This is a genomic window from Pseudomonas sp. GW704-F2, assembly GCF_059423025.1.
In genome coordinates, this window is record NZ_JBWKXO010000001.1 from 1 (window position 1) to 26,570 (window position 26,570).

The window sequence follows — 26,570 nt, forward strand, 5'->3', positions numbered from 1 at the left end:
CTCCACAAGCACCCACACGAATTGCTTGATTCAGTTGTTAAAGAGCGGTTGGTTAAGATCTTTCGTCTCAACCGAGGCGCGCATTCTACAGCAGCCTCATTTGCTGTCAAGTGATTATTTTCAGAAGTTTTCAAAGTTTCCTTTGTAACTTCAACCACTTGCGCTTCCGATCTCTCGTTAGCGGGAGGCGAATTCTACAGCGTTACACGCTGCTGTCAACACCTCTTTTTCTCCGCTTTCGACCGAGAAGATCGAAACGTCAATAGAGCCAAACAACACCGCTCTACCAACTCCTTCCAGGCTTCGATGAACTGAAGCAGGTCGCTGTCGAATCTTGCGTAACTCTTTGTTTACCAAGGAGTTTTCCGTTTCGACTGCGCCGGAAGTGGGGCGAATTATAGACGTCCAGGATTTGCCGTCAAGGGTTAATTACGCTTTTGTTGCAGAAGGTGCTTTTTTCGCAATAAGGCGGGGAATTCGCCGCATCACCGGCGGTATCCGCAGGACAAGAAGCAGCGCACCTATAGAAGCATAGATAGCCCACTCCTTCAGATCCGCCCGCACGATCCACAACATATGCAACAAGCCAAGCCCAAGCACGCCATACACCAGGCGATGCAACTTCTTCCAACTGCTGCCCAACCGACGCTGGCTGTAGCGATTCGACGTCAGCGCCAGCACCAACAAAGACAGGAAACCCAGGGCCCCCACAATAATGTAGGGGCGCTTACTCAATTCCACCCCCAACTGCGACCAATCCAGCCCCAGAACAAACACACAATATGCCGCCAGGTGCAGCACCACATAAGCAAAGCACCACAACCCCAACTGGCGCCGCACCGCGATCCACCCTGCCCAACCGCTCAACTTCTGCAACGGTGTCATCGCCAGGGTAATCAGCAGCAGGATCAACGTGCCCAAGCCCAGCCGGTCAACCAGCACCTTGCCTGGGTCCGGCCCCAAGGCAGAACGCCACGCTTCGTACAGCCAGAGCAACGGCCATACCGCGGTGGCGATAAACACGCCGATGCGCCAGATCGGGAAACGCATCAGTAGTTCTTCCGCAGGTCGAGGCCGGTATAAAGCGCCGCCACCTCATCCGAGTAACCGTTGAACATCTGCGTCTCGCGCACATTCGGGCTGAACAGGCCACTCGGCAAGCGCCGCTCACGCGCCTGGGTCCAACGAGGGTGGTCGACCGTCGGGTTCACGTTCGCATAAAACCCGTACTCATTCGCGGCAATACTTTGCCAGGTGGTTTTCGGCTGCTCGCTCACCAAGCTGATACGCACGATGGACTTCACGCTCTTGAAGCCATACTTCCATGGCACCACCAAACGCAACGGCGCGCCATTCTGGTTAGGCAACTCGCGCCCATACATCCCCACCGCCAGAATCGCCAGGGGATTCATCGCCTCATCCAGACGCAGCCCTTCTACATAGGGCCAATCGATCAAGCCGAAACTCGAGCGCTGGCCCGGCATGCTTTTGGGGTCCTGGAGGGTTTCGAAGCGGATGTACTTGGCTTTGGAAGTCGGCTCAACCTGCTTGAGCAACGCCGAAATGGGAAAACCCATCCACGGAATGACCATCGACCACGCCTCCACACAGCGCAGACGGTAGATTCGCTCTTCCAATTGATACGGCTTCATGAAGTCTTCCAGGGCGTAACGCCCCGGCTTTGCGACCTCGCCATCGATCACGACACTCCAGGGCTCGGTCTTGAGCGAACCTGCATTCGCCGCTGGATCGCCCTTGTCCGTGCCGAACTCATAGAAGTTGTTGTAGTGGGTCGCGTCCTTGAACGGGGTGATGGCTTCGTCCTTGACGGTTACCGCCTGCCATTTCGTACCCGGCAGTTTTTCGGCAAACCAGCCTGGCGCCTTGCCTGGTTCGACATCCGCATAGCGCGCGGCATCGTCAGCGCTGGCCCAGCGCGGCAAGCTGCTGGCGGCAACACCGGCCAGCGCACCACCGAGCAAGCTACGGCGAGACAGGTAGAAGGATTCAGGAGTGACGTCCGATTCATGACAATCGGACGCTTTGGGCAATTTGATTAACATGGCAACTCCGCAGCATTGGAGAACTGATGCACCAATAGACTGCGGAGTATGGGGGAAATTACATTAAGGCAATGTTTTGTCCCGACGCAGTTGCAGCAGATACTGAACCGGCCCGGAAGCGGCATACACCAGGAACACCAGCAGCAGAATACGCGGCGGATCGCTGAAGACCACGGCGAACACCAGCACCACCGCAAGGATGGCCACGAAAGGCACGCGCCCCTTGAGGTCGAGCTCCTTGAAGCTGTTGTACTTGATGTTACTGACCATCAGCATGCCGGCGGCCGCAACCATCAAGGCCACCAGGAACGACATCTTCGATCCCTGGATGCCGTAGTCACTGAACGCCCAGACGATCCCCGCCACCACGCCCGCAGCAGCCGGACTGGCCAGGCCGATGAAGTAACGCTTGTCGGCGGTCCCCACCTGGGTGTTGAAGCGCGCCAGGCGCAGCGCGGCGCCCGCGACATAGATGAAGGCCACCATCCAGCCGACCTTGCCCATGTCACCCAGGGCCCAGGCAAACGCCAGCAACGCAGGCGCGACACCAAAGGCAACCATGTCCGACAGCGAGTCATACTCGGCACCGAAGGCGCTTTGGGTATTGGTCATGCGCGCCACGCGCCCATCGAGACCGTCGAGCACCATGGCGACGAAGATGGCGATCGCCGCAAAACCGAAGTACTTGCTGGCACTCACCGCATCACCCGCCGCCAGCGCGCTCTGGGCACTCATGGAGTTGATGATGGAGTAGAACCCGGCAAACAGGTTCGCCGTAGTGAACAGATTGGGCAGGAGATAGATGCCACGATGCCGGACCTTGCGGCCTTCCGCGTCATGCCCTTCTTCAACATGTTCATCGATCGGTAGCAGGCTATCGGCGTCAGAAGCCTGGTTTGGCTCTTCGGGACGTTCGCTCATGGACTTTACCTTGCAACGGTGTGAAAAAATTCGACAGATACTTGCGGCGAGTGTTCGCCCGCAAACGATGCAGCTTTATACCAGAACCAGCCACCCAAACGAAAAAACGCGGCCTAAGCCGCGTTTTTTCTAGATGCATCCGACTTAGTTTTTGGCTTTGTCGACGATCTTGTTGGCACCGATCCACGGCATCATGGAGCGCAGTTGCTCGCCGATGATTTCGATACCGTGAGCGGCGTTGTTACGACGCTTGGCGGTCATCGAAGGGTAGCCGGTAGCGCCTTCGCTGATGAACATTTTGGCGTATTCGCCGTCCTGAATGCGTTTCAGGGCGTTGCGCATGGCCTGACGGGACTCGGCGTTGATCACTTCCGGGCCAGTCACGTACTCGCCGTATTCGGCGTTGTTGGAGATCGAGTAGTTCATGTTGGCGATACCGCCTTCGTACATGAGGTCCACGATCAGCTTCAGTTCGTGCAGGCATTCGAAGTAGGCCATTTCCGGCGCGTAGCCGGCTTCAACCAGGGTTTCGAAACCGGCTTTGACCAGTTCAACGGTACCACCGCACAGAACGGCTTGTTCGCCGAACAGGTCGGTTTCAGTCTCGTCCTTGAAAGTGGTTTCGATGATGCCGGTACGACCGCCACCAACGCCGGCAGCGTAGGACAGTGCAACGTTCTTGGCGTTTCCCGACGCGTCCTGGTAGATCGCGATCAGGTCAGGGATACCGCCGCCTTTGACGAACTCGGAACGCACGGTGTGGCCCGGGGCTTTCGGCGCGATCATGATCACGTCGAGGTCAGCGCGTGGCACGACTTGGTTGTAGTGAATCGCGAAGCCGTGGGAGAAGGCCAGGGTGGCGCCCTTCTTGATGTTCGGCTCGATTTCGTTTTTGTACAGCGCGGACTGGAACTCATCCGGGGTCAGGATCATGACCAGGTCGGCAGCGGCAACGGCGGAAGCAACGTCAGTCACTTTCAGGCCGTGGGCTTCAGCCTTGGCAACAGTGGCCGAGCCTTTGCGCAGGCCAACAGTCACGTCAACGCCGGAATCTTTCAGGTTGCAAGCTTGCGCGTGACCCTGGGAACCGTAGCCGATGATGGCGACTTTCTTGCCCTGGATGATCGACAGGTCACAATCTTTATCGTAATAAACTTTCATGAGGTTCCTCTATATATCCAGGCCTTAAGGCCATTCACTAATTTGGGTTAGATGCTGAGTACTTTGTCGCCACGGGCAATCCCGGTGACACCACTGCGTACGGTTTCCAGAATCGAGGCCGTCCCGATCGACTGGATGAAGCTGTCCAGCTTGTCGCTTGTACCGGTCAATTGCACGGTATAAACGCTGGCGCTCACATCGACGATCTGCCCGCGATAAATGTCGGTAGTACGCTTGATCTCGGCACGTTGGGCGCCCGTGGCCTTGACTTTAACCAGCATCAGCTCGCGCTCGATGTGGGCGCTTTCCGACAGGTCGACCAGCTTGACCACTTCGATCAGCTTGTTGAGGTTTTTGGTGATCTGCTCGATCACCTCATCATGGCCCACGGTGGTCAACGTCAGGCGCGACAGGGTCGGGTCTTCGGTCGGTGCCACGGTCAGGCTTTCGATGTTGTAGTTGCGTTGCGAAAACAAGCCGACAACACGAGACAGAGCGCCGGGTTCGTTCTCCAGAAGCAGGGAGATTATGTGCCGCATGATTAGGTACGCTCCGTCTTGTTCAGCCACATGTCACGCATAGAGCCGTCTTTGATCTGCATCGGATAGACGTGCTCGCTGGTATCCACCTGAATATCGATGAACACCAGGCGATCCTTCATAGCGAACGCTTCTTCCATCTTCGGCTTCAGATCTTTCAGATCGTTGATGCGAATACCGACGTGGCCGTAAGCCTCGACCAATTTGACGAAGTCGGGCAGCGATTCCATGTAGGAATGGGAGTGACGACTACCGTAGCTCATGTCCTGCCATTGACGAACCATGCCCAACACGCCGTTGTTCAGGCACACGATCTTCACCGGGAGGCCGTACTGCAGGCACGTCGACAGTTCCTGGATGTTCATCTGGATGCTGCCTTCGCCGGTGACGCATGCAACGTCGCTGTCCGGGAAGCTCAGTTTGACACCCATGGCCGCAGGGAAACCAAAGCCCATCGTGCCCAGGCCACCGGAGTTGATCCAGCGGTTAGGCTTGTCGAACTTGTAGTACTGCGCGGCGAACATCTGGTGCTGGCCCACGTCGGAGGTCACAAAGGCATCGCCCTTGGTCACTTCGCACAGGGTCTCGATCACGGTTTGTGGCTTGATGATGCTGCCGTCGCCCTTGTCATAAGGGAACAGGCCGCGGTCACCGCGCCATTCGTCGATCTGCTTCCACCAGCTGGCGACAGCTTCTTTGTTCGGCGTCTCGCCGATTTCCTTCAGCGCAGCGACCATTTCGGTCAACACGCTTTCCACCGGACCTACGATCGGCACGTCGGCCTTGATGGTCTTGGAGATGGACGCCGGGTCGATGTCGATATGAATGATCTTGGCATTCGGGCAGAACTTGCTCGCGCCGTTGATCACCCGGTCATCGAACCGCGCACCCACGGCCAGGATCACGTCGGCGTGGTGCATGGTCAAGTTGGCGGTGTAGCTGCCGTGCATGCCGAGCATGCCGACGAACTGACGGTCCGTACCCGGGAATGCGCCGAGGCCCATCAGGGTGTTGGTCACCGGCAGGTTGAGCAGCTTGGCCAGTTCGGTCAACGGTGCGGAACCGCCGCCCAGAATCACGCCGCCGCCCGAGTACAGCACCGGGCGCTTGGCCGCCAAGAGCATTTCTGCCGCCTTGCGGATCTGCCCCGAGTGCCCACGAACGGCCGGGCTGTAGGAACGCAGCTTGGCTTTCTTCGGGAAGACGTATTCGAATTTCTCGGCCGGGTTGGTCATGTCTTTCGGGATATCGACCACTACAGGGCCCGGGCGACCGGACTGTGCGAGGTAGAACGCCTTTTTCATGATTTCCGGGATTTCCGAGGCATGCTTGATCATGAAACTGTGTTTCACGATCGGCCGGGAGATACCGATCATGTCGGTTTCCTGGAATGCATCGGTACCGACCATGGTGCTAGCGACCTGGCCGGAAATGATCACCATCGGGATGGAGTCCATATAAGCAGTCGCGATGCCGGTAATAGCATTGGTTGCGCCTGGACCGGACGTTACCAGTACCACGCCGGCTTTACCGGTGGCACGGGCATAACCGTCAGCCATATGGGTTGCAGCCTGTTCGTGGCGAACCAGGATGTGGGTAACAGCCGGTTCCTTGAACAGTGCGTCATAGACGTGCAGCAGAGCACCACCAGGGTACCCGTAGATATAGTCAACGCCTTCGTCACGCAAAAAGCGGACGAGCATCTCACCGCCAGATAAAAGCTCCACGTTGTTCACCTCTAAAACGCCAGAATACCGTCCGTTAAAAACCGACGGGTCTTAATAGGTTTACTTCTCAACAGAGCATGAGCGACGGTGGTCGCCGACTACGTCAGCACTGACTGAGCAAGTATTGGGATCGTCCCAAGTGTTGCGGGCTCTTCCCACCCAGCGCGAGGTAACGCGTTGCGGGTGTAACAGGTCGGCGCGGATGTGCGCCTCATGATCTGCTGAGCGGGCCTGCTTCTGGCAGTCCCGATACAGCGGACTTTGGATTCTTCTGTTTCAGGCCCTTCAAGTCAAGCAATAATTGCGCTTTTTTCCAACTAAGCGCATGAGAACGTAGAAGAAAGGGCTTTGAGGAGGGATAAAACTCGCCTGAATGTCGTCAAGCGGTAGAAATGTGCGCAAGACTGCCGGAAAAACCGGCAGCCAGGCAATTAACGAGCGTCGACGATCAATTGGTCGAACTTTTTCAGCGCATTGCGCAAACCCTGGCTTTCCAGCGGCCGGTCGGTGTAGACCATCTCGGCCATCTCCATGATCCCGGAAGCATTTGGCAACGGCAGGTTCTGTTCGAGGATCTGCTTCATTCGCACCAGGAAGATCCACTGCAGCCACTGGTGGAAGTCCAGGGTGTCGACCGAAAAGGGCTCGACGCTGCTGAGCGCCTCGGCGCTGGGGGACACCTCGTCCCACCAGCCCTGCAGGCGCAATTCGCGCTCAATCAGCAACAACTGTTCGGCAATCGCTGGAAAACGCACATCCATCAGAGGCTGACCTTGGCTTTCTGCCGAGCCTGGGCGGCACCGGCAGCGTCGCCTTGTGCAGCACGCGCATCACCGATCAAGGCCCACAGGCTGGCCTGCAGGTCAGGACGGCCGCTGGCCAGGGTCAGGCCACGACGGGCAAACTGTTCGGCTTGCGGCGCATCGCCCTGGGCCATCCGCACCTGGGCGAGACGATACAGCACCTGCGGTTCACGCGGCGCAACGCGCTGGGCGCGCTCGAGGCTCGACGAAGCACCGTTCAAGTCGCCACCGGCCTGCTGTTGCTGGGCAGTGGTGAGCAAGGCCAGTACCGGGCCGTCCAGTTGCTCGTCAGCCGACAGGCCGCCCGCGCTGGAGGACGACGGAATGCCGCTTGGCGTCGACGGCATGGTGTAGGTGTTCTGGTTGATCGGCGCGGCCTGGACCGGCGTGGAGTCAATCGGCCCCGACGTGCTAGGCCCTGGCGTCCACGGCTCGGCGCTGATCGGCGCCGATGTCGCGGCACCGGCGCCCGGCACCATCACCACCACACCCGAATCCTGCGGCACGGCGCGGGTCGCGGCCTGGGCAGGACGCTTGGTCACGGTCTGACGGAAACCGCCATTGGCCGAGATCCGATCGTTATTGGAGACGGTTGTGCTCGAGTCCACCACGGGAATGGAGCCGCGCTGAACGCTGGAGCAACCGCCGAGCAAAGCCAGAGCTGTAATAGCTGGAATCCACCACTTGTTCACTTGAAACCCTCTTTGCTTAATTCATCCAGCCCTTGACCCAATCCATCACCGATTCCGCGCTTGCAGGGGCACTGCCACCGCACGCGGCACCGGGAGGTGGTTCGCTGCCGCGAATATACGGCATCTGCACCGCGCCCGGACAGTTGGCATCGGAGCCCTGGCCGGTGTGCGGATCAATCCAGGCCTGCACGATGTTGTCCGGCTGCGGCATGCTCAGCGGCAACGGATCGGCCTTGCGCATGAAACTGGTCCAGACCTGCAACGCACCGGTCGCGCCGGTGAACGGCGTCTTGCCGTTGTCATCACGCCCCAGCCAGACCACGGCCAGCACATCCTGACCGAAGCCGGCGAACCAACTGTCACGCGAATCGTTACTGGTACCGGTCTTGCCCGCCAGTGTCAGGTTGGAAGGCAGGACCTTGTACACCGAGCTACCGGTACCTTCACGCATCACACGCTGCATGGCGTTCTGGATCAGGTAGATGGAGCCCGCGTCGAAACGCTGCTGAATCTGGAACGGATAGCGCTTGAGCGGCTCGCCTTCGGCCGTCAGCACGCTGCGAATGCCGCGCATCGGCGTGTTGAAACCACCGTTGGCGAGGGTCTGGTACATGGTCGCCACTTCCATCGGCGTCATGGCACCGGCGCCCAGAAGCATCGATGGGAAGGCCGGGAATTCGCGAGTGATGCCCAGGCGCGCGAGGGTCTTGAGGACGTTCGGCACGCCCACTTCGAGCCCCAGGCGCGAGGTCGAGATGTTGTAGGAATGCGCCAGCCCCTGGTACAGGAACACCGTACCGTGAGAACGACGATCGAAGTTCTGCGGGGTCCAGACCTGGCCGTCAGCACCTTTGACCGACAGCGGGTCGTCTGACAGCCAACTGGTCAAGGTGTATTTGCTCGGTTTTTCCAACGCCGTCAGGTACACCGCCGGCTTGACCAGCGAGCCGATCGGCCGCACCGCGTCCAGCGCACGGTTGAAGCCGGCGAAACTGGCCTGGCGGCTGCCGATCATGGCCTGGACTTCACCGGTTTCCGGGTTGGTCACCACCATGGCTGCTTCGACTTCGTCGGAGCCTTTACGCCCCGCCAGGCGCTTGAAGGTGTCGTTGACCGACGCTTCGGCTTTCATCTGCAGGATCGGGTCGAAACTGGTGAAGATGCGCAGGCCTTCCTCGGTCAAGTCTTCGTCGCGGTAGTCTTCACGCAACTGGCGTTTGACCAGGTCGATAAAGCCCGGGAAGGAGCTGTCCGCCAGCTTGCCGCGGGTAGTCACGCCCAGTGGCATTTTCTTCGCCGCGGCAACCTGTTCCGCCGTGGCCACGCCCTGCTGCTCCAGCACGTCGAGCACCAGGTTACGCCGCTCAAGCGCGCGCTCAGGATTGCGCCGCGGGTTGTAGTAGGACGGCCCCTTGACCATGCCCACCAGCAACGCGACCTGATGCAACTTCAGCTCGGACAGCGGCTGGCCGAAGAAGAACTGGCTGGCCAGCCCGAAACCGTGGACCGCGCGCTGGCCGTCCTGGCCGACGAACACCTCGTTGAGGTAGGCCTCAAGGATTTCCTGCTTGCTGTAATGCAACTCCAGCAGCATCGCCATCATGGCTTCGGTGAGTTTACGGGTCAGGCTGCGCTCGTTGGTGAGGTAGAAGTTCTTCACCAATTGCTGGGTCAGCGTACTGCCACCCTGGGTCATTTTGCCGCCGGAGGTGTTGACCCAGATCGCACGGGCAATGGACTTCGGCGACACGCCCCAGTGGCTGTAGAAATCGCGGTCTTCCACGGCGACCAGGGTTTCAAGCAGGTACGGCGGCACCTGATCGAGCTTGATCAGGATGCGATCTTCCAGGTTCTTCGGGTAAATCCCGCCGATCATCAACGGTTCCAGGCGCACCACGGGCAGCTTCGAGCCATTCAGCGATGACAGCTCGGCCACGTAGTCGCCGGAGAAGCGCACGCGCACCGGCTGGGGTTTTTCCAGGCCTTCATAGAACTGGAAGCCGCGGGTGTTCAAGTCCACAGTATTGCCGCTGACAGCCGCAGCGCCGGGACCATTGCTCACAGGTTCGCGGCGGTAGCCCAAGGCGTCGAGTTCGGTGAGGAAGTCATCCTTGCTCAGCTTCTGGCCGGTGAACAGCTCCAGCGGACGGGCGTACACCTTGGCCGGAATGGTCCAGCGCTTGCCGGAGAATTTTTCCTGGACCACGGCATCGAGGTACACCGCAAAGCCAGCGAGCACCACAAGACCCACCAGGCTGAGCTTGAGCGCCCAGCCCAGCCACGGGCGCAGGCCGCGGGAAGGAGGTTTTTTACGGGAACGGGGAGATCGGGTTCGAGTCATGGCGGCGGATTATACGCACTTTATCGATGATCAACATGAGCCGGACAGCGGTTTGCACAGCAGGCGTCAGCAGCCATAATGCCCGCCATGATTTCCCCTGACTTTGAAGGATCGCCCGTGAGCCAGCCCCTGATTGCCGCCCTGCAGAACCCGGCTTTATACCCCCATCCGGTTGAAGCGTTCCAAGTCATCGAGACCCATATTTCCTGGGTCATACTGACCGGCCCTTACGCTTATAAACTGAAGAAACCGGTGAACTTCGGCTTCCTGGACTTCACCAAACTGGAAGATCGCGGGCATTTCTGCAACGAAGAGCTGCGCCTGAACCAGCGCCTGACCAAAGATTTGTATCTTGAAGTGTTGCCGATCACCGGCACGGCCGAAGCGCCGCAATTGGGCGGTGACGGTCCGGTCATCGAATACGCGCTGAAAATGCGTCAATTCCCGCAAAGCCAGTTGCTCAGCACCTTGCAAGCCAACGGTGAGCTGACCAGCGCGCACATCGACGAGATGGCCAAACAGATCGCGCACTTCCACCTCACCGCACCGAAAGTGCCGCAAGAGCACCCGGCCGGCACCCCGGACGAAGTGATGGCACCGGTACGCCAGAACTTCGATCAGATCCGCCCGTTCCTCAGCGACAAAGCCGACCTGCTGCAACTCGAAGCCCTGCAAGCCTGGGCCGAAAGCAGCTTCGAACGCCTCAAGCCGCTACTGGCACAGCGCAAGCGCGATGGTTTCACCCGCGAGTGCCACGGCGATATCCACCTGGGCAATGCCACCTTGATCGATGGCCACGTGGTGATCTTCGACTGCATCGAGTTCAACGAACCGTTTCGCTTCACCGACGTATACGCCGACACCGGCTTCCTGGCCATGGACCTGGAAGACCGCGGTCTCAAATCCCTGGCACGCCGTTTCATCAGCCAGTACCTCGAACTGACCGGCGACTACCAGGGCCTGGAAGTGCTGAACTTCTATAAAGCCTACCGCGCACTGGTCAGGGCCAAAGTCGCGCTGTTCAGCATGCCCAGCGAAGCGAGCCCGGTGCAGCGCGCCACCACCCTGCGCCAGTACCGCAACTACGCCAACCTGGCGGAGAGCTACAGCATTATTCCGTCGCGCTTCCTGGCGATTACCCACGGCGTTTCCGCTGTAGGCAAAAGCCACGTGGCCATGCGCCTGGTGGAAGCCTTGGGCGCCGTTCGCCTGCGTTCGGACGTGGAGCGCAAGCGCCTGTTTGGTGAACAACAGGTGGAAAACACGCCCCAGGCCGGCATCTATGCTGCCGACGCCAGCGCGAAAACCTACGCCCGCCTGAACGAGATCGCCGAGACCGTGCTGCGCGCCGGGTTCCCGGTGGTACTGGATGCGACCTTCCTGAAACGCGCACAACGCGATGCCGCCGCCAAAGTCGCCGAAGCGACGGGTGCGCCGTTCCTGATCCTGGACTGCAATGCGCCGCAGGCCGTTATCACCAGTTGGCTGGCACAACGTCAGGCAGACAAGAATGATCCGTCTGACGCTACATTGACGATCATTGAAGAGCAGCAAGCCCAACGCGAACCGCTGACAGCCGAAGAGCTGCTGCTGAGCAAGCGCGTCGAGACCAATCAAAGCGGAACCCTCGATGCACTGGTCGAGCAAATTCGCCAGCGCATGCCTGGTCTGTAAGAAAAACTTCTTGGTCGCGTCGTCACCTTAGGCGAGCGGCCAAGCAATAGTGGCACTATAATGGCGCCATAAATCCAACAGGTGTCGCTATCATGAGTCAGCCCAAGCTTCTTGATACCCCGCTCTATTCGCTTCTGCATAAAGACGATATCCGCGGTTTCAACCAGGAACGCCCCAAAGACGGCGTCATCGACATGCGCGGTGGCGACTTCCGCGGGCTGGATCTGCGCGATCTGAACGCCAGCGGCGTGGACTTCACCGATGCGTACTTCCGTTCCGCCGATTTGCGCGGGCTGGACTTGCGCGACTGCTCACTGGAAGGCGCGAGCCTGGCCCATGCGCAGATATCGGGCACCTACTTCCCGCCGGAACTGACGGCCGACGAGATCCTCATGTCGGTCAATTTCGGCACGCGCCTGCGCTACCGCACCAAGTAACACGCCCTCCCAAGCCCCCGGTCTCGTGCAATACGGACCGGGGACTTCGCGCCTGCCCGTAATAAAACGTCGACGCCATCCTTATAAGCTTTTGCGCCATTCCTGACCAAAGAACTACGCTTTTCCTACTGAGCGCTACACTCCTTTTCAGGCTTGCCTGGTCACGACACCCACCGCACCATTCGGCCGTCGCAAGGAGGCTCGATGAACGATGAGCTGCAACACCTGAGAAACCTTGGCAAGACCTCGGCGCAATGGCTGCATGCGGCGGGCATCCACAGTGCGTCAGACCTGCGGCGCCTGGGCGCGGTCGATGCTTATCGAGCCGTTCGCACGCGTGGCTTCCGTGCCTCGAAAGTCTTGCTGTATGCAATCGAAGGGGCATTGATGGATGTGCATTGGAACGACATCCCAGCCGAACGCAAGGAGGCGCTGAACCGCCAATTGGATGCTATCTCGGCGCGCCAGAAGAATTAGATCGACGACCCCACCCGCCGCTGACAAAGATTCCGGACAAGGGCCTGTGAAAACAAATCTTGACTCTCAAATGAGAATCGTTATGATTATCACAACTGGTCGCGAGATCAGCCGATAACTGAAAGACCATTGGTTCGGACTCTCAGATTATCTCCTCATCAGGCTAATCACGGTTATTTGACCCGGCTCTTGCCGGGTCTTTTTTTGCCGGTAAAAAGCCTCAGCGCGCAATGATCAACGGATGCCCGCGCTCCGGATGCGGCTGCACCAGCACATCCAGCCCGAAGACCGCTTTGAGCGGCTCAGGCCGCAGAACCTGTGCCGGGGTATCCAGCGCATGGGGGCGGCCCGCGTCGAGCAACAGAATCCGGTCGCAGTAACGCGCCGCCAGGTTCAGGTCATGCAGAATCACCAGCACTGCTGCGCCACGGTCAGCAAAGCGGCGTATCGCCTGCAAGGTCGTGTGTTGATGCAAAGGGTCAAGCATCGAGGTCGGCTCATCCAGCAGCAACGTCTGCCCCGCCTGCCCGGGCCATAACTGCGCCAGCACCCGCGCCAGGTGAACGCGCTGCCGCTCGCCGCCCGACAAGGCCAGGTAACTGCGACCGCTCAAGTGCCCGACATCCGCGGCCTGCAACGCGGCATCGATAATCTCGTCATCCCGCACGCGCCCGGTCTGATGGGGCAAGCGGCCCATGCCGACCACCTCTTCGACACGAAAGGCGAAATCCAGGGTTGAAGCCTGCGGCAACACGGCCAGGCGTTGCGCGCGTTGCGACCCGCTCCAGTCTTTCAGTTCGTGCTGATCCAGCCACACCTGGCCTTGATCCGGGTGCAGTTCCCCGCACAACGCGCCCAGCAACGTGCTCTTGCCCGCGCCATTCGGGCCCAGTACGCCAAGCACCTGGCCGGGCAACAGGTCCAACGTGACATCCGCCAGTACGGTTTTGCGACCGCGACGAATCCTCAGCCCTTCCACTCGCAGCATCAGGCGCGCCCTCGCAACAACAGGTAAAGAAAAAATGGCGCACCAATCAACGCGGTGACGATACCGATCGGCAACTCCGCCGGCGCCAAGGCCAGGCGCGCGACCAGATCCGCCAACAGCAGCAAGCTCGCCCCCGCCAGCACCGAGGCGGGTAACAGCACGCGATGATCCGGCCCGGCCAACAATCGCACCAGGTGCGGCACCACCAGGCCGACGAAGCCGATCATCCCCGCTGCCGCCACCGCCGCGCCCACGCCCAATGCGGTGCAGAACACCAATTCGCGCTTGAGCCGCTCGACATCGACCCCGAGATGAGCGGCCTCGGATTCGCCGAGCAACAGTGCATTCAATGCCTTCGCCCGCCGCGGCAGCCACAGCGCCACGCCAGCGCTCACCAGCAGCAACGGCCACAGGCGCGAATAGCTGGCGCCATTGAGGCTGCCCAGGTTCCAGAAAGTCAGTGTGCGCAGGGTGGCGTCATCGGCCAGGTAGGTAAACAAGCCCACCGCCGAGCTGGCGAGCGCCGTGAGGGCGATGCCGGCGAGCAGCATGGTCGCGACATGGGTCTGGCCGTTGCACCGCCCCAGCCGGTAGACCAGCGCCGTCACCCCCAACCCACCGAGAAACGCGCACAACGACAACAGATACGGGCCGAACACCTCCGGCAACCCACCCAGAAACGAGCCACCGACAATGGCGAAGGCCGCACCGAGTGCCGCGCCGCTGGATACCCCGACCAACCCCGGATCCGCCAGCGGGTTGCGAAACAACCCCTGCATCGCTACGCCCGACAAGGCCAATACGCCGCCCACCGCCAGCCCCAGCAAGGTCCGCGGCAAACGGATCTGCCCGAGAATCAGCTCCGCCTGCTCCAGGCCACTGGCCTCGATCGGCACGCCCATCAGGCGCAAGGCCGCCCTGAGCGTATCCAGCAACGGCAGGCTGACCGGCCCCAGCGCCAATGAAAGCCAGATCGCCAGCACACACAACAGCGTCAGGCCGATAAACAGCGTTCGGGGTTTCACCAGCGTACTCATGGGGCAGACGTGGCCTGGGACGGATAGAAGTCGGCCGACAACTGCACCAGGCTTTGCGGCAGACGCGGCCCGAGCCCGCCGACCAGCAGCGTCGGGTCCAACTCAAACACCCGTGCCTGTTTAGCCGCCGGCGTGGACGCCAGGATCGGGTTCTCCTTGAACAAGGCCGCACGCGCCGCCTCGCCGCTCAGCGCACGGTCGGCAAACACCAGCACCTCGGGGCTCAACCCGGCCAACGACTCCATGGAAAACGGCTTATAACCGCTGTGGGTCGCCAGGTTGCGCCCGCCCGCCTGCCGCAGCATCCAGTCAGCCGCCGTGTCTTTGCCAGCAATCAGCGGCTTGCCGCCGGCATTGCCGAGCAGCATCAACACCCCCGGGGCCTTGTGTGTGGCCTGGGCTGTGGCAACCCAACGTTTCTGCCGGTCAAGCGCCTGTTCATACGCGGTAAACAATGCATGGGCCTTGGCCTCACTGCCCAACAACCTCCCCAGGTGTTCGAGGTTGCCTTTCAACGTCGGCAAATCCGGCTGCGCCGAGAACATTTCCACCTGCACCCCAGCGTTGCGAATCTGCGCCAGCACCGGCGGCGGCCCCATTTCCTCGGTGCCCACCAGGACCTGCGGGCGCAGACTGAGAATGCCCTCGGCCGACAACTGCCGCTGATAACCGACGCTCGGCAATGCCTTGAGCGAAGCCGGATGCTGGCTGGTGGTGTCGACGCCCACCAACTTCGACTCACCGCCCAGGGCCGTCACCCACTCCGATAACGCGCCGCCAGCACTCACCCAGCGTTGCGGCAGTTCCGAGGCGTGCGCCCCAGGGTTGAGCATCAGTCCGACAACAAGCGCGATAGCGCTGGCACTCAAGCGCATAACAGGGTTTCCTTCCAGGGGCGGGGCTGCTGAAACACTCATGAATGTGACAGATGCCCCTTGCCGGGCATCGTACTGAGCGCCCAGTCAGCTAACGGGCGAAGCCTGCATTTGATAATTGTTTGCATTTGAACGTCAAGGCACTTAAGGACTGGAATGAAGTTTCTCTGCCCCTCCGACACCCTCGCCCCCAACAGCAGCCGTGGTTTTGATATCGACGGGCACAAACTGCTGGCCGTGCGCCGGGATGGCATCGCCTACTTCTATCGCAATCGCTGCCCCCATCGCGGCGTCCCCCTGGAATGGCAACCCGATCACTTCCTCGACGCCAGCGCCAGCCTGATCCAATGCGCCACCCACGGCGCGTTGTTCCTGATCGAGAGCGGCGAATGCATCGCCGGCCCCTGCGCGGGTCAAAGCCTCACTGCCCTGCCCGGCCGCGAAGACGAACAGGGCCTGTGGGTAGAACTCTAGTCGCCGAGCAGCACGTCCAAGCGGCGTTCGACGTAAATTTCCTCGGCCGTGACGCGCACACCATACGCCAGCACTTCCACGCCCGCGGCCTTGGCCTCGCGCAGGGCGGCAGCGTAGGCCGCGTCGATTTCCACGGCCGGGCGCACGGCCTCGATCCCGGACAGGTTGACGCAATACAGCTGCACCGCCCGCACACCATCCCGGGCCAGGTGCGCCAGCTCGCGTAGATGCTTGGCACCGCGCTGGGTCACGGCGTCCGGAAACGCCGCAATCGAGGTGCCATCGAACCCCAGCGTCACACTTTTGACTTCGACATAGGCCGCCCCCTCGGGGTAATCCAGGCGAAAATCAATGCGGCTATTCTCCTGACCGTAAGGCACTTCACGCTTCAATGCGCTAAAGCCGTTGAGTTCGGTGATGACCCCGGCATGCAACGCCTCCTCAACCAGTTGATTGGCACGCGCCGTATTGACGCACGCGAGGCGGCCTTGAGGCGTCTCGGCAATTTCCCAGGTGCCGGGCAACTTGCGCTTGGGGTCAGTGGAGCGACTGAACCAGACCTGCCCGCCCTCGACCATGCAATTGAGCATCGAGCCGGTATTGGGGCAGTGAATGGTCAACAACTCGCCGGTAACGGTTTCGATATCGGTGAGAAAACGCTTGTAGCGGCGAATCAGCCGCGCCTCTTCGAGGGGAGGATGAAAGCGCATCAGCCCTGCCAGCTCCGCAGCCCACGGGCGATGCGCTCTACCGCCTCTTGTAGCCGATCAAGGTTTTGCGTGTAGGCAAAGCGCACATGGTGGCCGGCTTGATAACGACCGAAATCCAGCCCTGGGGTGAACGCCACATGTTCGGTCTCAAGGAAATGACGGCAAAACGCGAAGGCATCACCGCCGAACGCGCTGATATCGGCGTACAAATAGAACGCCCCTTCCGGTTCGACGGCAATACCGAAGCCCAACTCGCGCAGGGCCGGCAGCAGGAAGTCGCGACGGCGCCCGAACTCGGCACGACGCGCTTCCAGAATGCTCAGGGTTTGCGGGGTGAAGCAGGCCAACGCCGCGTACTGCGCCATGCTGGGAGCGCTGATGTAGAGGTTTTGCGCGAGCTTCTCCAACTCACCGACCGCATCGGGCGGTGCCACCAGCCAACCCAGGCGCCAGCCGGTCATGCCGAAATACTTTGAAAAACTATTCAGGACAAACGCATCATCGTCGACTTCCAGCACGCTGGCCGCCTCGGTGCCGTAAGTGAGGCCGTGGTAGATCTCGTCCACCACCAAATGGCCGTTACGCGCCTTGATGGCGCTCGACAACCCGGCCAGTTCGTCCCGCGTCAGGATGGTGCCGGTGGGGTTGGCCGGCGATGCGACCAGCGCGCCCACGCTGTCCTGGTTCCAGTGCTTGGCCACCAGGTCGGCGGTCAATTGATAACGCACGTCCGGACCCACGGGCACCAACTGCGCCGCGCCTTCCACCAGGCGCAGGAAGTGGCGGTTACATGGGTAACCCGGGTCGGCCAACAGCCAGTGTTTACCGGGGTCCACCAGCAGGCTGCTGGCCAACAGCAACGCGCCGGAGCCGCCCGGGGTGATCAGGATGCGCTCGGGGTCCACGCTCAGGCCGTAGCGTTGCTGGTAGAAACCGCTGATGGCATGGCGCAGTTCCGGCAGGCCGCGGGCTGCGGTATAGCGGGTCTTGCCATTGGCCAGCGCGGCCTGGCCGGCCTGGATGATCGGCTCGGCGGTGGTGAAATCCGGTTCGCCGATTTCCAGATGGATGACATCATGGCCTGCCGCTTGCAGCTCATTGGCTCGCGCCAGCAACGCCATGACATGAAAAGGTTCGATGGCGCGACTGCGCGCACTGTAGGGCTGAGCCATTAGCCTTCCTTAACGGTGAGGACAAAAACAGCGATTCTACCGAACCCTCGCGGTAAAACATGCTCTATTGCCTGCCAGGCCGTCCACGATGAACCCGGCAAGCGCTTGCAAAACGACTAAAATCAACCTTCGAGACGATTCATACCCAGCCACAGCGGGTTGCTGCTGTTTGCAACCCCTGCGTGATGGGCCTCGACAACCGGGAGTGGCGCACCCTGAATCTATCTGGTAAGTTCGCCCGCTTGCAGCCGCAGGGCCGGCAGGTGTCGGTGACGTTGCAATCCTGCGCAATGGATTAGAAGAGTGAGAGGCGGTCTATTCATGTCCACCCAAGCAAAGCAACAGCAATCCCCAGGCCTCAGCGGCTTCGAACCTTACGTCACGAAGGAAGGTGAGGAGTACATGGGCGAGCCCATGCGCGAGCACTTCACCAAGATCCTTAACAAGTGGAAACAAGACTTGATGCAGGAGGTCGACCGCACCGTTGACCATATGAAGGACGAAGCAGCCAACTTCCCTGATCCGGCCGACCGTGCGAGCCAGGAAGAAGAGTTCGCCCTTGAACTGCGTGCCCGTGATCGCGAACGCAAGCTGATCAAGAAGATCGACAAGACACTGCAGTTGATCAAGGACGAAGAATACGGCTGGTGCGAATGCTGCGGCATCGAAATCGGTATTCGCCGCCTGGAAGCACGTCCTACCGCCGACATGTGCGTGGACTGCAAGAACCTGGCAGAAATCAAGGAAAAACAGGTCGGCAAGTAACCCCTGCCGAGCTGAACGAATGGGGCGTACAAACGCCCCATTTTTGTTTCTGGCGTTTAGCGATTTTCCAGTAGTATCCGGCCCATGACAGCCTCTCCCTATATCGGGCGTTTCGCCCCCACGCCCAGCGGCCACCTGCACTTCGGCTCGCTGGTCGCCGCCCTCGCCTCTTACCTTGACGCCCGCGCCAACCATGGCCGCTGGCTGATGCGTATGGAAGACCTCGACCCTCCCCGCGAAGAACCCGGCGCCCAGGCGGCAATCCTGCATGCCCTGGAAAGCTATGGCTTCGAATGGGACGGTGAACTGGTCCGACAAAGCGACCGGCACGATGCCTACGCCAAGGTGCTGAACGACCTGTTCAACCACGGCCTGGCCTATGCCTGTACCTGCTCGCGCAAACAGCTGGAGCCCTACCACGGGATCTACCCGGGCTTGTGCCGTAATGCCGGTCATGAGCAGCACGATGCGGCCATCCGCCTGCGCGTCCCGGAGCTGGAGTACCACTTTACCGACCGCGTACAGGGCGAATTCCGACAACACCTGGGCCGCGAAGTGGGTGACTTCATCATCCGTCGCCGTGACGGCCTCTACGCCTACCAACTGGCCGTGGTGCTCGATGACGCCTGGCAAGGTGTTACCGACATCGTGCGCGGCGCCGACCTGCTCGACTCCACGCCGCGCCAGCTGTACCTGCAAGAATTATTGGGGCTGCGCCAACCGCGTTACCTGCACGTGCCGCTGATCGTCCAGCCGGACGGTAACAAGTTGGGCAAATCCTATCGTTCCCCGCCCTTGACCACAGACCAGGCCACGCCTTTGCTGTTGAGAGCCCTGCGCGCCCTCGGCCAACAACCCGGCGACGAACTGCTGCACGCCAGCCCACGGGAACTGCTGGATTGGGGCATTGCCCACTGGGATGCGCAGTTGATCCCGCGCACACTCACGCTGGCCGAAGCGCAGTTGCGCTGAAGGCGCTTGCAGCCGGCCAGGCATCCGTTACCATCGCCGCAGTTATTCAATCAGAGGCCAACATGTACATCTATCGCTTGGTCCTGCTGCTGGTCGTCGGGATCTACCTGTTTTCCCCCGCCATCATGGATTGGTGGATCGACGCCACGGGCGCCTGGTATCGCCCCTATCTGCTGTGGCTGATCCTGATCGTCGTGACTTTCATCCTGCAGAGCCAAAAAGATGCCGATGAGCTTTAGCCTCACCCAGATGCTGCTGATCAGCGCCGCCTACCTGGCTACGTTGTTCGGTGTCGCCTGGATCAGTGAGCGCGGAATGATTCCGCGGGCGATCATTCGCCATCCGTTGACCTACACCTTGTCCTTGGGCGTCTACGCCAGCGCCTGGGCGTTCTATGGCACGGTGGGCCTGGCCTATCAGTATGGGTATGGCTTTCTGTCCAGTTACCTCGGGGTGTCCGGGGCCTTCTTGCTGGCGCCGGTGCTGCTGTACCCGATCCTGAAGATCACCCGCACCTATCAGTTGTCGTCCCTGGCCGACCTGTTCGCCTTCCGCTTTCGCAGCACCTGGGCGGGCGCGCTGACCACGATTTTCATGCTGATCGGCGTGCTGCCCCTGCTCGCCCTGCAGATCCAGGCGGTGGCCGACTCCATCAGCATCCTGACCCGTGAGCCGGTGCAGTATCGCGTCGCCCTGGCCTTCTGCGCGCTGATCAGCCTGTTCACGATTTTCTTCGGTTCACGCCACATCGCCACCCGCGAGAAACACGAAGGCCTGGTCTTTGCGATTGCTTTCGAGTCGGTGATCAAGCTGATCGCCATCGGTGGCGTCGGCCTGTATGCGCTCTACGGCGTATTCGACGGCCCGCAACAGCTGGAGTTGTGGCTGCTGCAAAACCAGACCGCCCTCGCCGCGCTGCACACCCCGCTGCAGGAAGGCCCGTGGCGCACGTTGCTGCTGGTGTTCTTCGCCTCGGCCATCGTGATGCCGCACATGTACCACATGACGTTCACCGAGAACCTCAACCCGCGCTCGCTGGTCAGCGCCAGTTGGGGCTTGCCGCTGTTCCTGCTGTTGATGAGCCTGGCGGTGCCGCTGATCCTCTGGGCCGGCCTCAAACTGGGCGCCACCACCAACCCCGAATACTTCACCCTCGGCATCGGTATTGCGGCCAACAGCCCGGCCCTGGCGCTGCTGGCCTATGTCGGCGGGTTGTCGGCGGCCAGCGGCCTGATCATCGTCACCACGCTGGCGCTCTCCGGCATGGCGCTCAATCACCTGGTGCTGCCGCTGTACCAGCCGCCGGCCGAAGGCAATATCTACCGCTGGCTGAAATGGACCCGCCGCGCGCTGATCGTCGCGATCATCATGGCCGGCTACGGTTTCTACCTGCTGCTGGGCGCCGGGCAAGACCTGGCCAACCTGGGGATCGTCGCGTTTGTCGCCACCTTGCAGTTCCTGCCGGGGGTGTTGTCGGTGCTGTACTGGCCGACGGCCAATCGGCGCGGCTTTATCGCCGGGCTGCTCGCCGGGATTCTGGTGTGGCTGGTGACCATGTTGCTGCCGTTGGTCGGCAACCTGCAGGGTTTCTACATCCCGCTGCTGAACATGATCTACGTGCTCGACGACACCAGTTGGCACATGGCAGCGATCGCCTCGCTGGCCGCCAACGTGCTGATGTTCACCCTGATCTCGCTGTTCACCAACGCCAGCCCGGAAGAAACCAGCGCCGCCGAAGCCTGCGCGGTGGACAACGTGCGCCGCCCGCAACGCCGCGAGCTGCATGCCGCCTCGCCCCAGGAGTTCGCCACGCAACTGGCCAAGCCCCTGGGCGCCAAGGCCGCGCAAAAGGAAGTCGAACAAGCGCTGCGCGACCTCTATCTGCCGTTCGACGAGCGCCGCCCCTACGCCCTGCGCCGCCTGCGCGACCGAATCGAAGCCAACCTGTCCGGGCTGATGGGCCCCAGCGTGTCGCAGGACATGGTGGAAACGTTCCTGCCCTACAAGGCGAGCGGCGAAAACTACGTCACTGAAGACATCCACTTCATCGAAAGCCGGCTTGAGGATTACCACTCACGCCTCACTGGCCTGGCCGCCGAACTCGATGCCCTGCGCCGCTACCACCGCCAGACCTTGCAGGAACTGCCGATGGGGGTCTGCTCCCTGGCCAAGGACCAGGAGATTCTGATGTGGAACAAGGCCATGGAAGAACTCACCGGCATTGCCGCGCAACGGGTCGTGGGCTCGCGCCTCAATACCCTGGGCGACCCGTGGAAGGAACTGCTGCAAGGCTTTATCAACCTGCCCGACGAACACTTGCACAAGCAGCACCTAGCCCTCGACGGCCAGACCCGCTGGCTCAACCTGCACAAGGCGGCGATCGACGAGCCCCTGGCCCCCGGTAACAGCGGCCTGGTGTTGCTCGTCGAAGACCTGACCGAAACCCAGATGCTCGAAGACAAGCTGGTGCATTCCGAGCGCCTGGCCAGTATCGGTCGCCTGGCGGCGGGCGTGGCCCATGAAATCGGCAACCCGATCACCGGTATCGCCTGCCTGGCGCAGAACCTGCGCGAAGAGCGCGAGGAAGACGGCGAAATCACCGAGATCAGCGGGCAGATCCTCGAACAGACCAAGCGCGTGTCGCGCATCGTGCAGTCGCTGATGAGCTTCGCCCACGCCGGCGCCCATCAGAACCACGACGAAGCGGTGTGCCTGGCCGAAGTGGCACAGGACGCCATTGGGCTGCTGGCCTTGAATCGGCGCAATTTCGAAGTACAGTTCTTCAACCTGTGCGATCCGGACCACTGGGTCGACGGTGACTCCCAGCGCTTGGCGCAGGTGTTGATCAACCTATTGTCGAACGCCCGCGACGCGTCCCCCGCCGGCAGTGCGGTACGCGTCAAGAGCGAGGCTTTCGAGCACACGGTCGACCTGATCGTGGAGGACGAAGGCAGCGGCATTCCACAGAACATCAAGGACCGCTTGTTCGAACCCTTCTTCACCACCAAGGACCCCGGTGAAGGCACCGGTCTGGGCCTTGCACTGGTCTATTCCATCGTTGAAGAGCATTATGGACAAATCACCATCGACAGCCCGGCTGACACAGAAAGCCAACGCGGCACCCGTATTCGGGTGACCTTGCCGCGTCATGTCGAAGCGACGTCCGCTGTGAACTGAGACCGTCGAGAGAATTGAATCAATGCCGCACATTTTGATCGTCGAAGACGAAACCATTATCCGCTCTGCCTTGCGTCGCCTGCTTGAACGTAATCAGTACCAGGTCAGCGAAGCCGGCTCGGTGCAGGAAGCCCAAGAGCGGTTCAGTATTCCCACGTTCGACCTGATTGTCAGCGACCTGCGCCTGCCCGGCGCGCCGGGCACCGAGTTGATCAAGCTCGGCCAGGGCACCCCGGTGCTGATCATGACCAGCTACGCCAGCCTGCGCTCGGCGGTGGACTCCATGAAGATGGGCGCGGTGGACTACATCGCCAAGCCGTTCGACCACGATGAGATGCTCCAGGCCGTGGCCCGTATCCTGCGTGACCGCCAGTCGGCCAGCAGCGCTACGGCCGAACAGCGTCCCGCCGGCAAGGCGGCCAACGGCGCCGACAAGCCGGGCGTCGACAACAGCAATGGCGAGATCGGCATCATCGGCTCCTGCCCACCGATGCAGGACCTGTACAGCAAGATCCGCAAAGTGGCGCCGACGGACTCGAATGTGCTGATCCAGGGCGAGTCGGGGACCGGTAAGGAACTGGTGGCCCGCGCCCTGCACAACCTGTCCAAGCGCGCCAAGGCACCGATGATCTCGGTGAACTGCGCGGCAATCCCCGAATCCCTGATCGAGTCCGAACTGTTCGGCCACGAGAAAGGCGCGTTTACCGGCGCCAGCGCCGGACGCGCGGGCCTGGTGGAAGCGGCGGACGGCGGCACGCTGTTCCTCGACGAAATCGGCGAACTGCCCCTGGAAGCCCAGGCGCGCCTGCTGCGTGTACTGCAAGAAGGCGAAATCCGCCGGGTGGGTTCGGTGCAATCGCAGAAGGTCGACGTGCGCCTGATCGCGGCCACTCACCGCGACCTCAAGAGCCTGGCCAAGATCGGCCAGTTCCGTGAAGACTTGTATTACCGCCTGCATGTGATCGCACTCAAGCTGCCGGCCCTGCGGGAACGGGGTGCCGACGTCAACGAGATCGCCAATGCGTTCCTGTTGCGCCAGAGCGCGCGCATCAACCGTACCGACCTGCGGTTCGCCGCAGACGCCGAGCAGGCGATTCGGCACTACTCGTGGCCGGGTAACGTGCGGGAGTTGGAGAATGCGGTCGAGCGTGCGGTGATTCTGTCGGAGAGCCCGGAAATTTCCGCCGAACTGCTGGGTATCGATATAGAGCTCAGTGACCTGGAAGACGACGACTTCATCGGCCTGGCCCCGCAACAGGGCGCCGCTGGCAATACCAGCCATGAACCGACGGAAGATTTGTCACTGGAAGACTACTTCCAGCATTTCGTCCTCGAGCACCAGGACCACATGACCGAGACCGAACTGGCGCGCAAGCTGGGCGTAAGCCGTAAGTGCCTGTGGGAACGGCGCCAGCGCCTGGGCATTCCACGGCGCAAGACCGGAGTGGCCAGCGAAAGCTGAGGGCGCGCGCCCACAGGTAACACCCGCCAATGTGAAAAAACTGTTACCGCGGATATTTCGCGTAACAAAAGCCGGGGCTTACGGTAACGAAGCCCCGGCTTTTTTTTCGCCACCAAACAGCCAAAAACCCCTCAACCCCCTGATTTTGCTGGTCGGCGCAAAAGTTGGCACGCACCCTGCTATATGCTTAGTACAAAAACAATAACAAGCTTTGTACAAGACAATAAAAATAAGACGAATCGACTCACGCACAATAAAAACAACACGGCGGAGGCGCAGCTAACTGATTCTTTTGGAGAGGCGTTGCATTTGGGGCTTGCCCCGCAACCAGGCCGAGAACAACAAAAACTGCCCTAAGGCAGAGCCTGAACTGGTTGGATCGTAGATCAGCAACACAGCGACCAAAGCAATCCGTTTGCTCTTGACTCCCGATTGGGAGTGTCATGAAGGTCACACTTCATGGCGAGGGCGATCAACAAAAACAAAAAGCCCGAAACCAATAATAAAAATAGAGCACGCAACTACTTCTGGGGGAGCTTCGGCTCCCCTTGTAGTTTCCGGTATTTGACGTTTTTAGGCTTATGGCGCAAGGCCTGTAGCTTGTTCCTACACCATCCCCCGACTAAATGCTAGAATCCCGGCCCATCATGCGGTCATTCTTCGTTATGGCCGAACATTCCTTCAAACAGTGCATCCCATGCTGAAGAAGTTGTTCCAGTCATTCCGTTCTCCCTTGCGTCGAACGCAACACAAACGCAGCACGCCTGAAGTGCTCAACAGCAGCCAACATTCGCTGCAACGCGCTCAGTTCAGCCGTTATGCAGTGAACATCGTCGAACGTTTGCAGAACGCCGGTTACCAGGCTTATCTGGTGGGCGGCTGTGTACGCGACATGTTGCTCAATATCACGCCCAAGGACTTCGACGTCGCCACCAGCGCCACGCCCGAGCAAGTGCGCGCCGAGTTTCGCAATGCGCGCATCATCGGCCGCCGCTTCAAGCTGGTGCATATTCACTTTGGCCGCGAAATCATCGAGGTCGCGACCTTCCGTGCCGGTCATCCGCAAAACGATGAGGAAGAAGACACCAATCAGTCTTCCCGCAACGAAAGCGGACGCATCCTGCGCGACAACGTCTACGGCACCCTGGAAGAAGACGCGCAGCGCCGCGACTTCACCATCAACGCCTTGTATTACGACCCGGTCAGCGAGCGCATCCTCGATTACGCCAACGGCGTACACGATATTCGCAACAACCTGATCCGCCTGATCGGCGACCCGACGCAGCGCTACCAGGAAGACCCGGTACGCATGTTGCGGGCGGTGCGTTTCGCCGCGAAGCTGAACTTCGGTATCGAGCGCCACACGGCTGCACCGATTCGCGAACTGGCGCCGATGCTGCGGGAAATCCCCTCGGCGCGCCTGTTCGAAGAAGTGCTCAAGCTGTTCCTCTCGGGCTACGCCGCCGATACCTTCGAAATGCTCGTCGACCTGCAGTTGTTCGATCCCTTGTTCCCGGCGAGCGCCGAAGCACTGGAATACAACCCGACGTATACCCACACCCTGATCAGCGAAGCGTTGATCAACACCGACCTGCGCATCAAACAGAACAAACCGGTCACCCCGGCGTTCCTGTTTGCCGCCCTGTTGTGGCCGGCCTTGCCCAAACGCGTACTGCGCCTGCAAGACCGTGGCATGCCGCCGATCCCGGCCATGCAGGAAGCCGCTCACGAGTTGATCGCCGAGCAGTGCCAGCGCATCGCCATCCCGAAACGCTTCACCCTGCCGATCCGCGAGATCTGGGACATGCAGGAACGCCTGCCGCGTCGCAGCGGCAAGCGCGCCGACCTGTTGCTGGAGAACCCGCGCTTCCGTGCCGGCTACGACTTCCTGCTGCTGCGTGAAAGCGCCGGCGAGCAGACCGACGGCCTGGGCGAATGGTGGACCGACTACCAGGACGCCAATGACAGCGAGCGCCGCGAGATGATTCGTGAGCTCGGCAGCAAAGGCGATGGCGTCGGCGAAGGGCCCAAGAAGCGTCGTCGCAGCGGGAGCAAACGCAAGCGCAGTGCCGCCGATGCCTCGGGCGCCGCAGGCGAATAAAC

Annotated in this window: 24 protein-coding genes; 10 read left to right on the plus strand and 14 right to left on the minus strand. The window is 60.8% G+C overall.

The annotated features are described in order from the left end of the window. Positions 1-429 precede the first annotated feature (429 nt). The 9 genes from msrQ to mrcB form a co-directional block, all read right to left on the minus strand. Positions 430-1,050, minus strand: a complete 621-nt coding sequence (gene msrQ / locus AC07W0_RS00005; protein ID WP_102616916.1) for a protein-methionine-sulfoxide reductase heme-binding subunit MsrQ — start codon at positions 1,048-1,050, stop codon at positions 430-432. After that, entirely contained in the window at positions 1,050-2,063 is a 1,014-nt protein-coding gene (msrP, locus tag AC07W0_RS00010; RefSeq protein WP_017847455.1) for a protein-methionine-sulfoxide reductase catalytic subunit MsrP, read from the minus strand. Before msrP ends, msrQ begins: the two co-directional genes overlap by 1 nt. Positions 2,064-2,126: 63 nt before the next feature. Continuing rightward, complete coding sequence (pssA, locus tag AC07W0_RS00015; protein ID WP_017847454.1) at positions 2,127-2,984, minus strand: CDP-diacylglycerol--serine O-phosphatidyltransferase; 858 nt, start codon at positions 2,982-2,984, stop codon at positions 2,127-2,129. A gap of 144 nt (positions 2,985-3,128) precedes the next feature. Further along, positions 3,129-4,145 (minus strand): ketol-acid reductoisomerase, encoded by a 1,017-nt coding sequence (ilvC, locus tag AC07W0_RS00020; RefSeq protein WP_003212125.1) that lies wholly within the window; start codon positions 4,143-4,145, stop codon positions 3,129-3,131. Positions 4,146-4,192: 47 nt separating this feature from the next. Next, a complete protein-coding gene (gene ilvN, locus AC07W0_RS00025) occupies positions 4,193-4,684 on the minus strand; it encodes an acetolactate synthase small subunit (protein WP_003176102.1) in 492 nt (163 codons plus the stop codon). 2 nt (positions 4,685-4,686) lie between these two features. Beyond that, positions 4,687-6,411: an acetolactate synthase 3 large subunit gene (locus AC07W0_RS00030; RefSeq protein WP_026140092.1), complete on the minus strand. Its 1,725-nt coding sequence runs from the start codon at positions 6,409-6,411 to the stop codon at positions 4,687-4,689. Between the two features lie 431 nt (positions 6,412-6,842). Further along, positions 6,843-7,172 carry a YqcC family protein gene (locus AC07W0_RS00035; protein WP_017847451.1) on the minus strand — a complete coding sequence of 110 codons (330 nt, stop codon included), beginning with the start codon at positions 7,170-7,172 and terminating at the stop codon, positions 6,843-6,845. Then, entirely contained in the window at positions 7,172-7,906 is a 735-nt protein-coding gene (locus tag AC07W0_RS00040) for a tetratricopeptide repeat protein (protein WP_046382058.1), read from the minus strand. The genes AC07W0_RS00035 and AC07W0_RS00040 overlap by 1 nt, the downstream gene beginning before the upstream one ends. Before the next feature lie 16 nt (positions 7,907-7,922). Next, entirely contained in the window at positions 7,923-10,247 is a 2,325-nt protein-coding gene (mrcB, locus tag AC07W0_RS00045; RefSeq protein WP_026140090.1) for a penicillin-binding protein 1B, read from the minus strand. 117 nt (positions 10,248-10,364) lie between these two features. Here mrcB and AC07W0_RS00050 point away from each other — a divergent pair, with 117 nt between their 5' ends. From AC07W0_RS00050 to AC07W0_RS00060, 3 genes are all read left to right on the plus strand, one after another. Next, complete coding sequence (locus AC07W0_RS00050) at positions 10,365-11,921, plus strand: bifunctional aminoglycoside phosphotransferase/ATP-binding protein (RefSeq protein WP_057005453.1); 1,557 nt, start codon at positions 10,365-10,367, stop codon at positions 11,919-11,921. A 92-nt stretch (positions 11,922-12,013) separates the two neighbouring features. After that, positions 12,014-12,358 (plus strand): pentapeptide repeat-containing protein, encoded by a 345-nt coding sequence (locus AC07W0_RS00055; RefSeq protein ID WP_017847447.1) that lies wholly within the window; start codon positions 12,014-12,016, stop codon positions 12,356-12,358. Positions 12,359-12,562: 204 nt separating this feature from the next. Next, positions 12,563-12,835, plus strand: a complete 273-nt coding sequence (locus AC07W0_RS00060) for a TfoX/Sxy family protein (protein ID WP_017847446.1) — start codon at positions 12,563-12,565, stop codon at positions 12,833-12,835. Positions 12,836-13,055: 220 nt separating this feature from the next. Here the strand turns inward: AC07W0_RS00060 and AC07W0_RS00065 are convergent, their stop codons facing one another. From AC07W0_RS00065 to AC07W0_RS00075, 3 genes are read right to left on the minus strand one after another with little or no spacing between them, the layout of a single operon-like run. Beyond that, positions 13,056-13,823 (minus strand): heme ABC transporter ATP-binding protein, encoded by a 768-nt coding sequence (locus AC07W0_RS00065; protein ID WP_046382057.1) that lies wholly within the window; start codon positions 13,821-13,823, stop codon positions 13,056-13,058. After that, complete coding sequence (locus tag AC07W0_RS00070) at positions 13,823-14,806, minus strand: FecCD family ABC transporter permease (RefSeq protein WP_173677795.1); 984 nt, start codon at positions 14,804-14,806, stop codon at positions 13,823-13,825. Before AC07W0_RS00070 ends, AC07W0_RS00065 begins: the two co-directional genes overlap by 1 nt. Positions 14,807-14,856: 50 nt before the next feature. Next, complete coding sequence (locus AC07W0_RS00075) at positions 14,857-15,735, minus strand: heme/hemin ABC transporter substrate-binding protein (RefSeq protein ID WP_102616918.1); 879 nt, start codon at positions 15,733-15,735, stop codon at positions 14,857-14,859. 156 nt (positions 15,736-15,891) lie between these two features. Here AC07W0_RS00075 and AC07W0_RS00080 point away from each other — a divergent pair, with 156 nt between their 5' ends. Further along, on the plus strand, positions 15,892-16,209 hold the full coding sequence (locus AC07W0_RS00080; RefSeq protein WP_046382054.1) for a Rieske (2Fe-2S) protein: 318 nt from the start codon (positions 15,892-15,894) through the stop codon (positions 16,207-16,209). On the opposite strand, the gene sfsA is transcribed toward AC07W0_RS00080, so the two are convergent. Beyond that, positions 16,206-16,919, minus strand: a complete 714-nt coding sequence (sfsA, locus tag AC07W0_RS00085) for a DNA/RNA nuclease SfsA (protein WP_017847441.1) — start codon at positions 16,917-16,919, stop codon at positions 16,206-16,208. The genes AC07W0_RS00080 and sfsA overlap by 4 nt on opposite strands. Then, complete coding sequence (locus AC07W0_RS00090; protein WP_046487535.1) at positions 16,919-18,091, minus strand: pyridoxal phosphate-dependent aminotransferase; 1,173 nt, start codon at positions 18,089-18,091, stop codon at positions 16,919-16,921. The genes sfsA and AC07W0_RS00090 overlap by 1 nt, the downstream gene beginning before the upstream one ends. A gap of 321 nt (positions 18,092-18,412) precedes the next feature. Here AC07W0_RS00090 and dksA point away from each other — a divergent pair, with 321 nt between their 5' ends. The 6 genes from dksA to AC07W0_RS00120 all read left to right on the plus strand — a co-directional run bounded on the left by dksA (position 18,413) and on the right by AC07W0_RS00120 (position 26,568). Beyond that, the gene (gene dksA, locus AC07W0_RS00095; protein WP_017847439.1) at positions 18,413-18,856 is read left to right on the plus strand and encodes an RNA polymerase-binding protein DksA; all 444 of its coding nucleotides are present in this window, start codon (positions 18,413-18,415) and stop codon (positions 18,854-18,856) included. Between the two features lie 84 nt (positions 18,857-18,940). Beyond that, positions 18,941-19,828 carry a tRNA glutamyl-Q(34) synthetase GluQRS gene (gene gluQRS / locus AC07W0_RS00100; RefSeq protein WP_017847438.1) on the plus strand — a complete coding sequence of 296 codons (888 nt, stop codon included), beginning with the start codon at positions 18,941-18,943 and terminating at the stop codon, positions 19,826-19,828. A gap of 62 nt (positions 19,829-19,890) precedes the next feature. Then, positions 19,891-20,067, plus strand: coding sequence for a hypothetical protein (locus tag AC07W0_RS00105; protein WP_003176118.1), 177 nt, complete (start codon positions 19,891-19,893; stop codon positions 20,065-20,067). After that, entirely contained in the window at positions 20,051-23,005 is a 2,955-nt protein-coding gene (locus tag AC07W0_RS00110; protein WP_162231511.1) for a sensor histidine kinase, read from the plus strand. The genes AC07W0_RS00105 and AC07W0_RS00110 overlap by 17 nt, the downstream gene beginning before the upstream one ends. Positions 23,006-23,027: 22 nt before the next feature. After that, positions 23,028-24,467 carry a sigma-54-dependent transcriptional regulator gene (locus AC07W0_RS00115; RefSeq protein ID WP_017847436.1) on the plus strand — a complete coding sequence of 480 codons (1,440 nt, stop codon included), beginning with the start codon at positions 23,028-23,030 and terminating at the stop codon, positions 24,465-24,467. Positions 24,468-25,164: 697 nt separating this feature from the next. Further along, entirely contained in the window at positions 25,165-26,568 is a 1,404-nt protein-coding gene (locus AC07W0_RS00120) for a polynucleotide adenylyltransferase PcnB (RefSeq protein WP_017847435.1), read from the plus strand. Positions 26,569-26,570 lie beyond the last annotated feature (2 nt).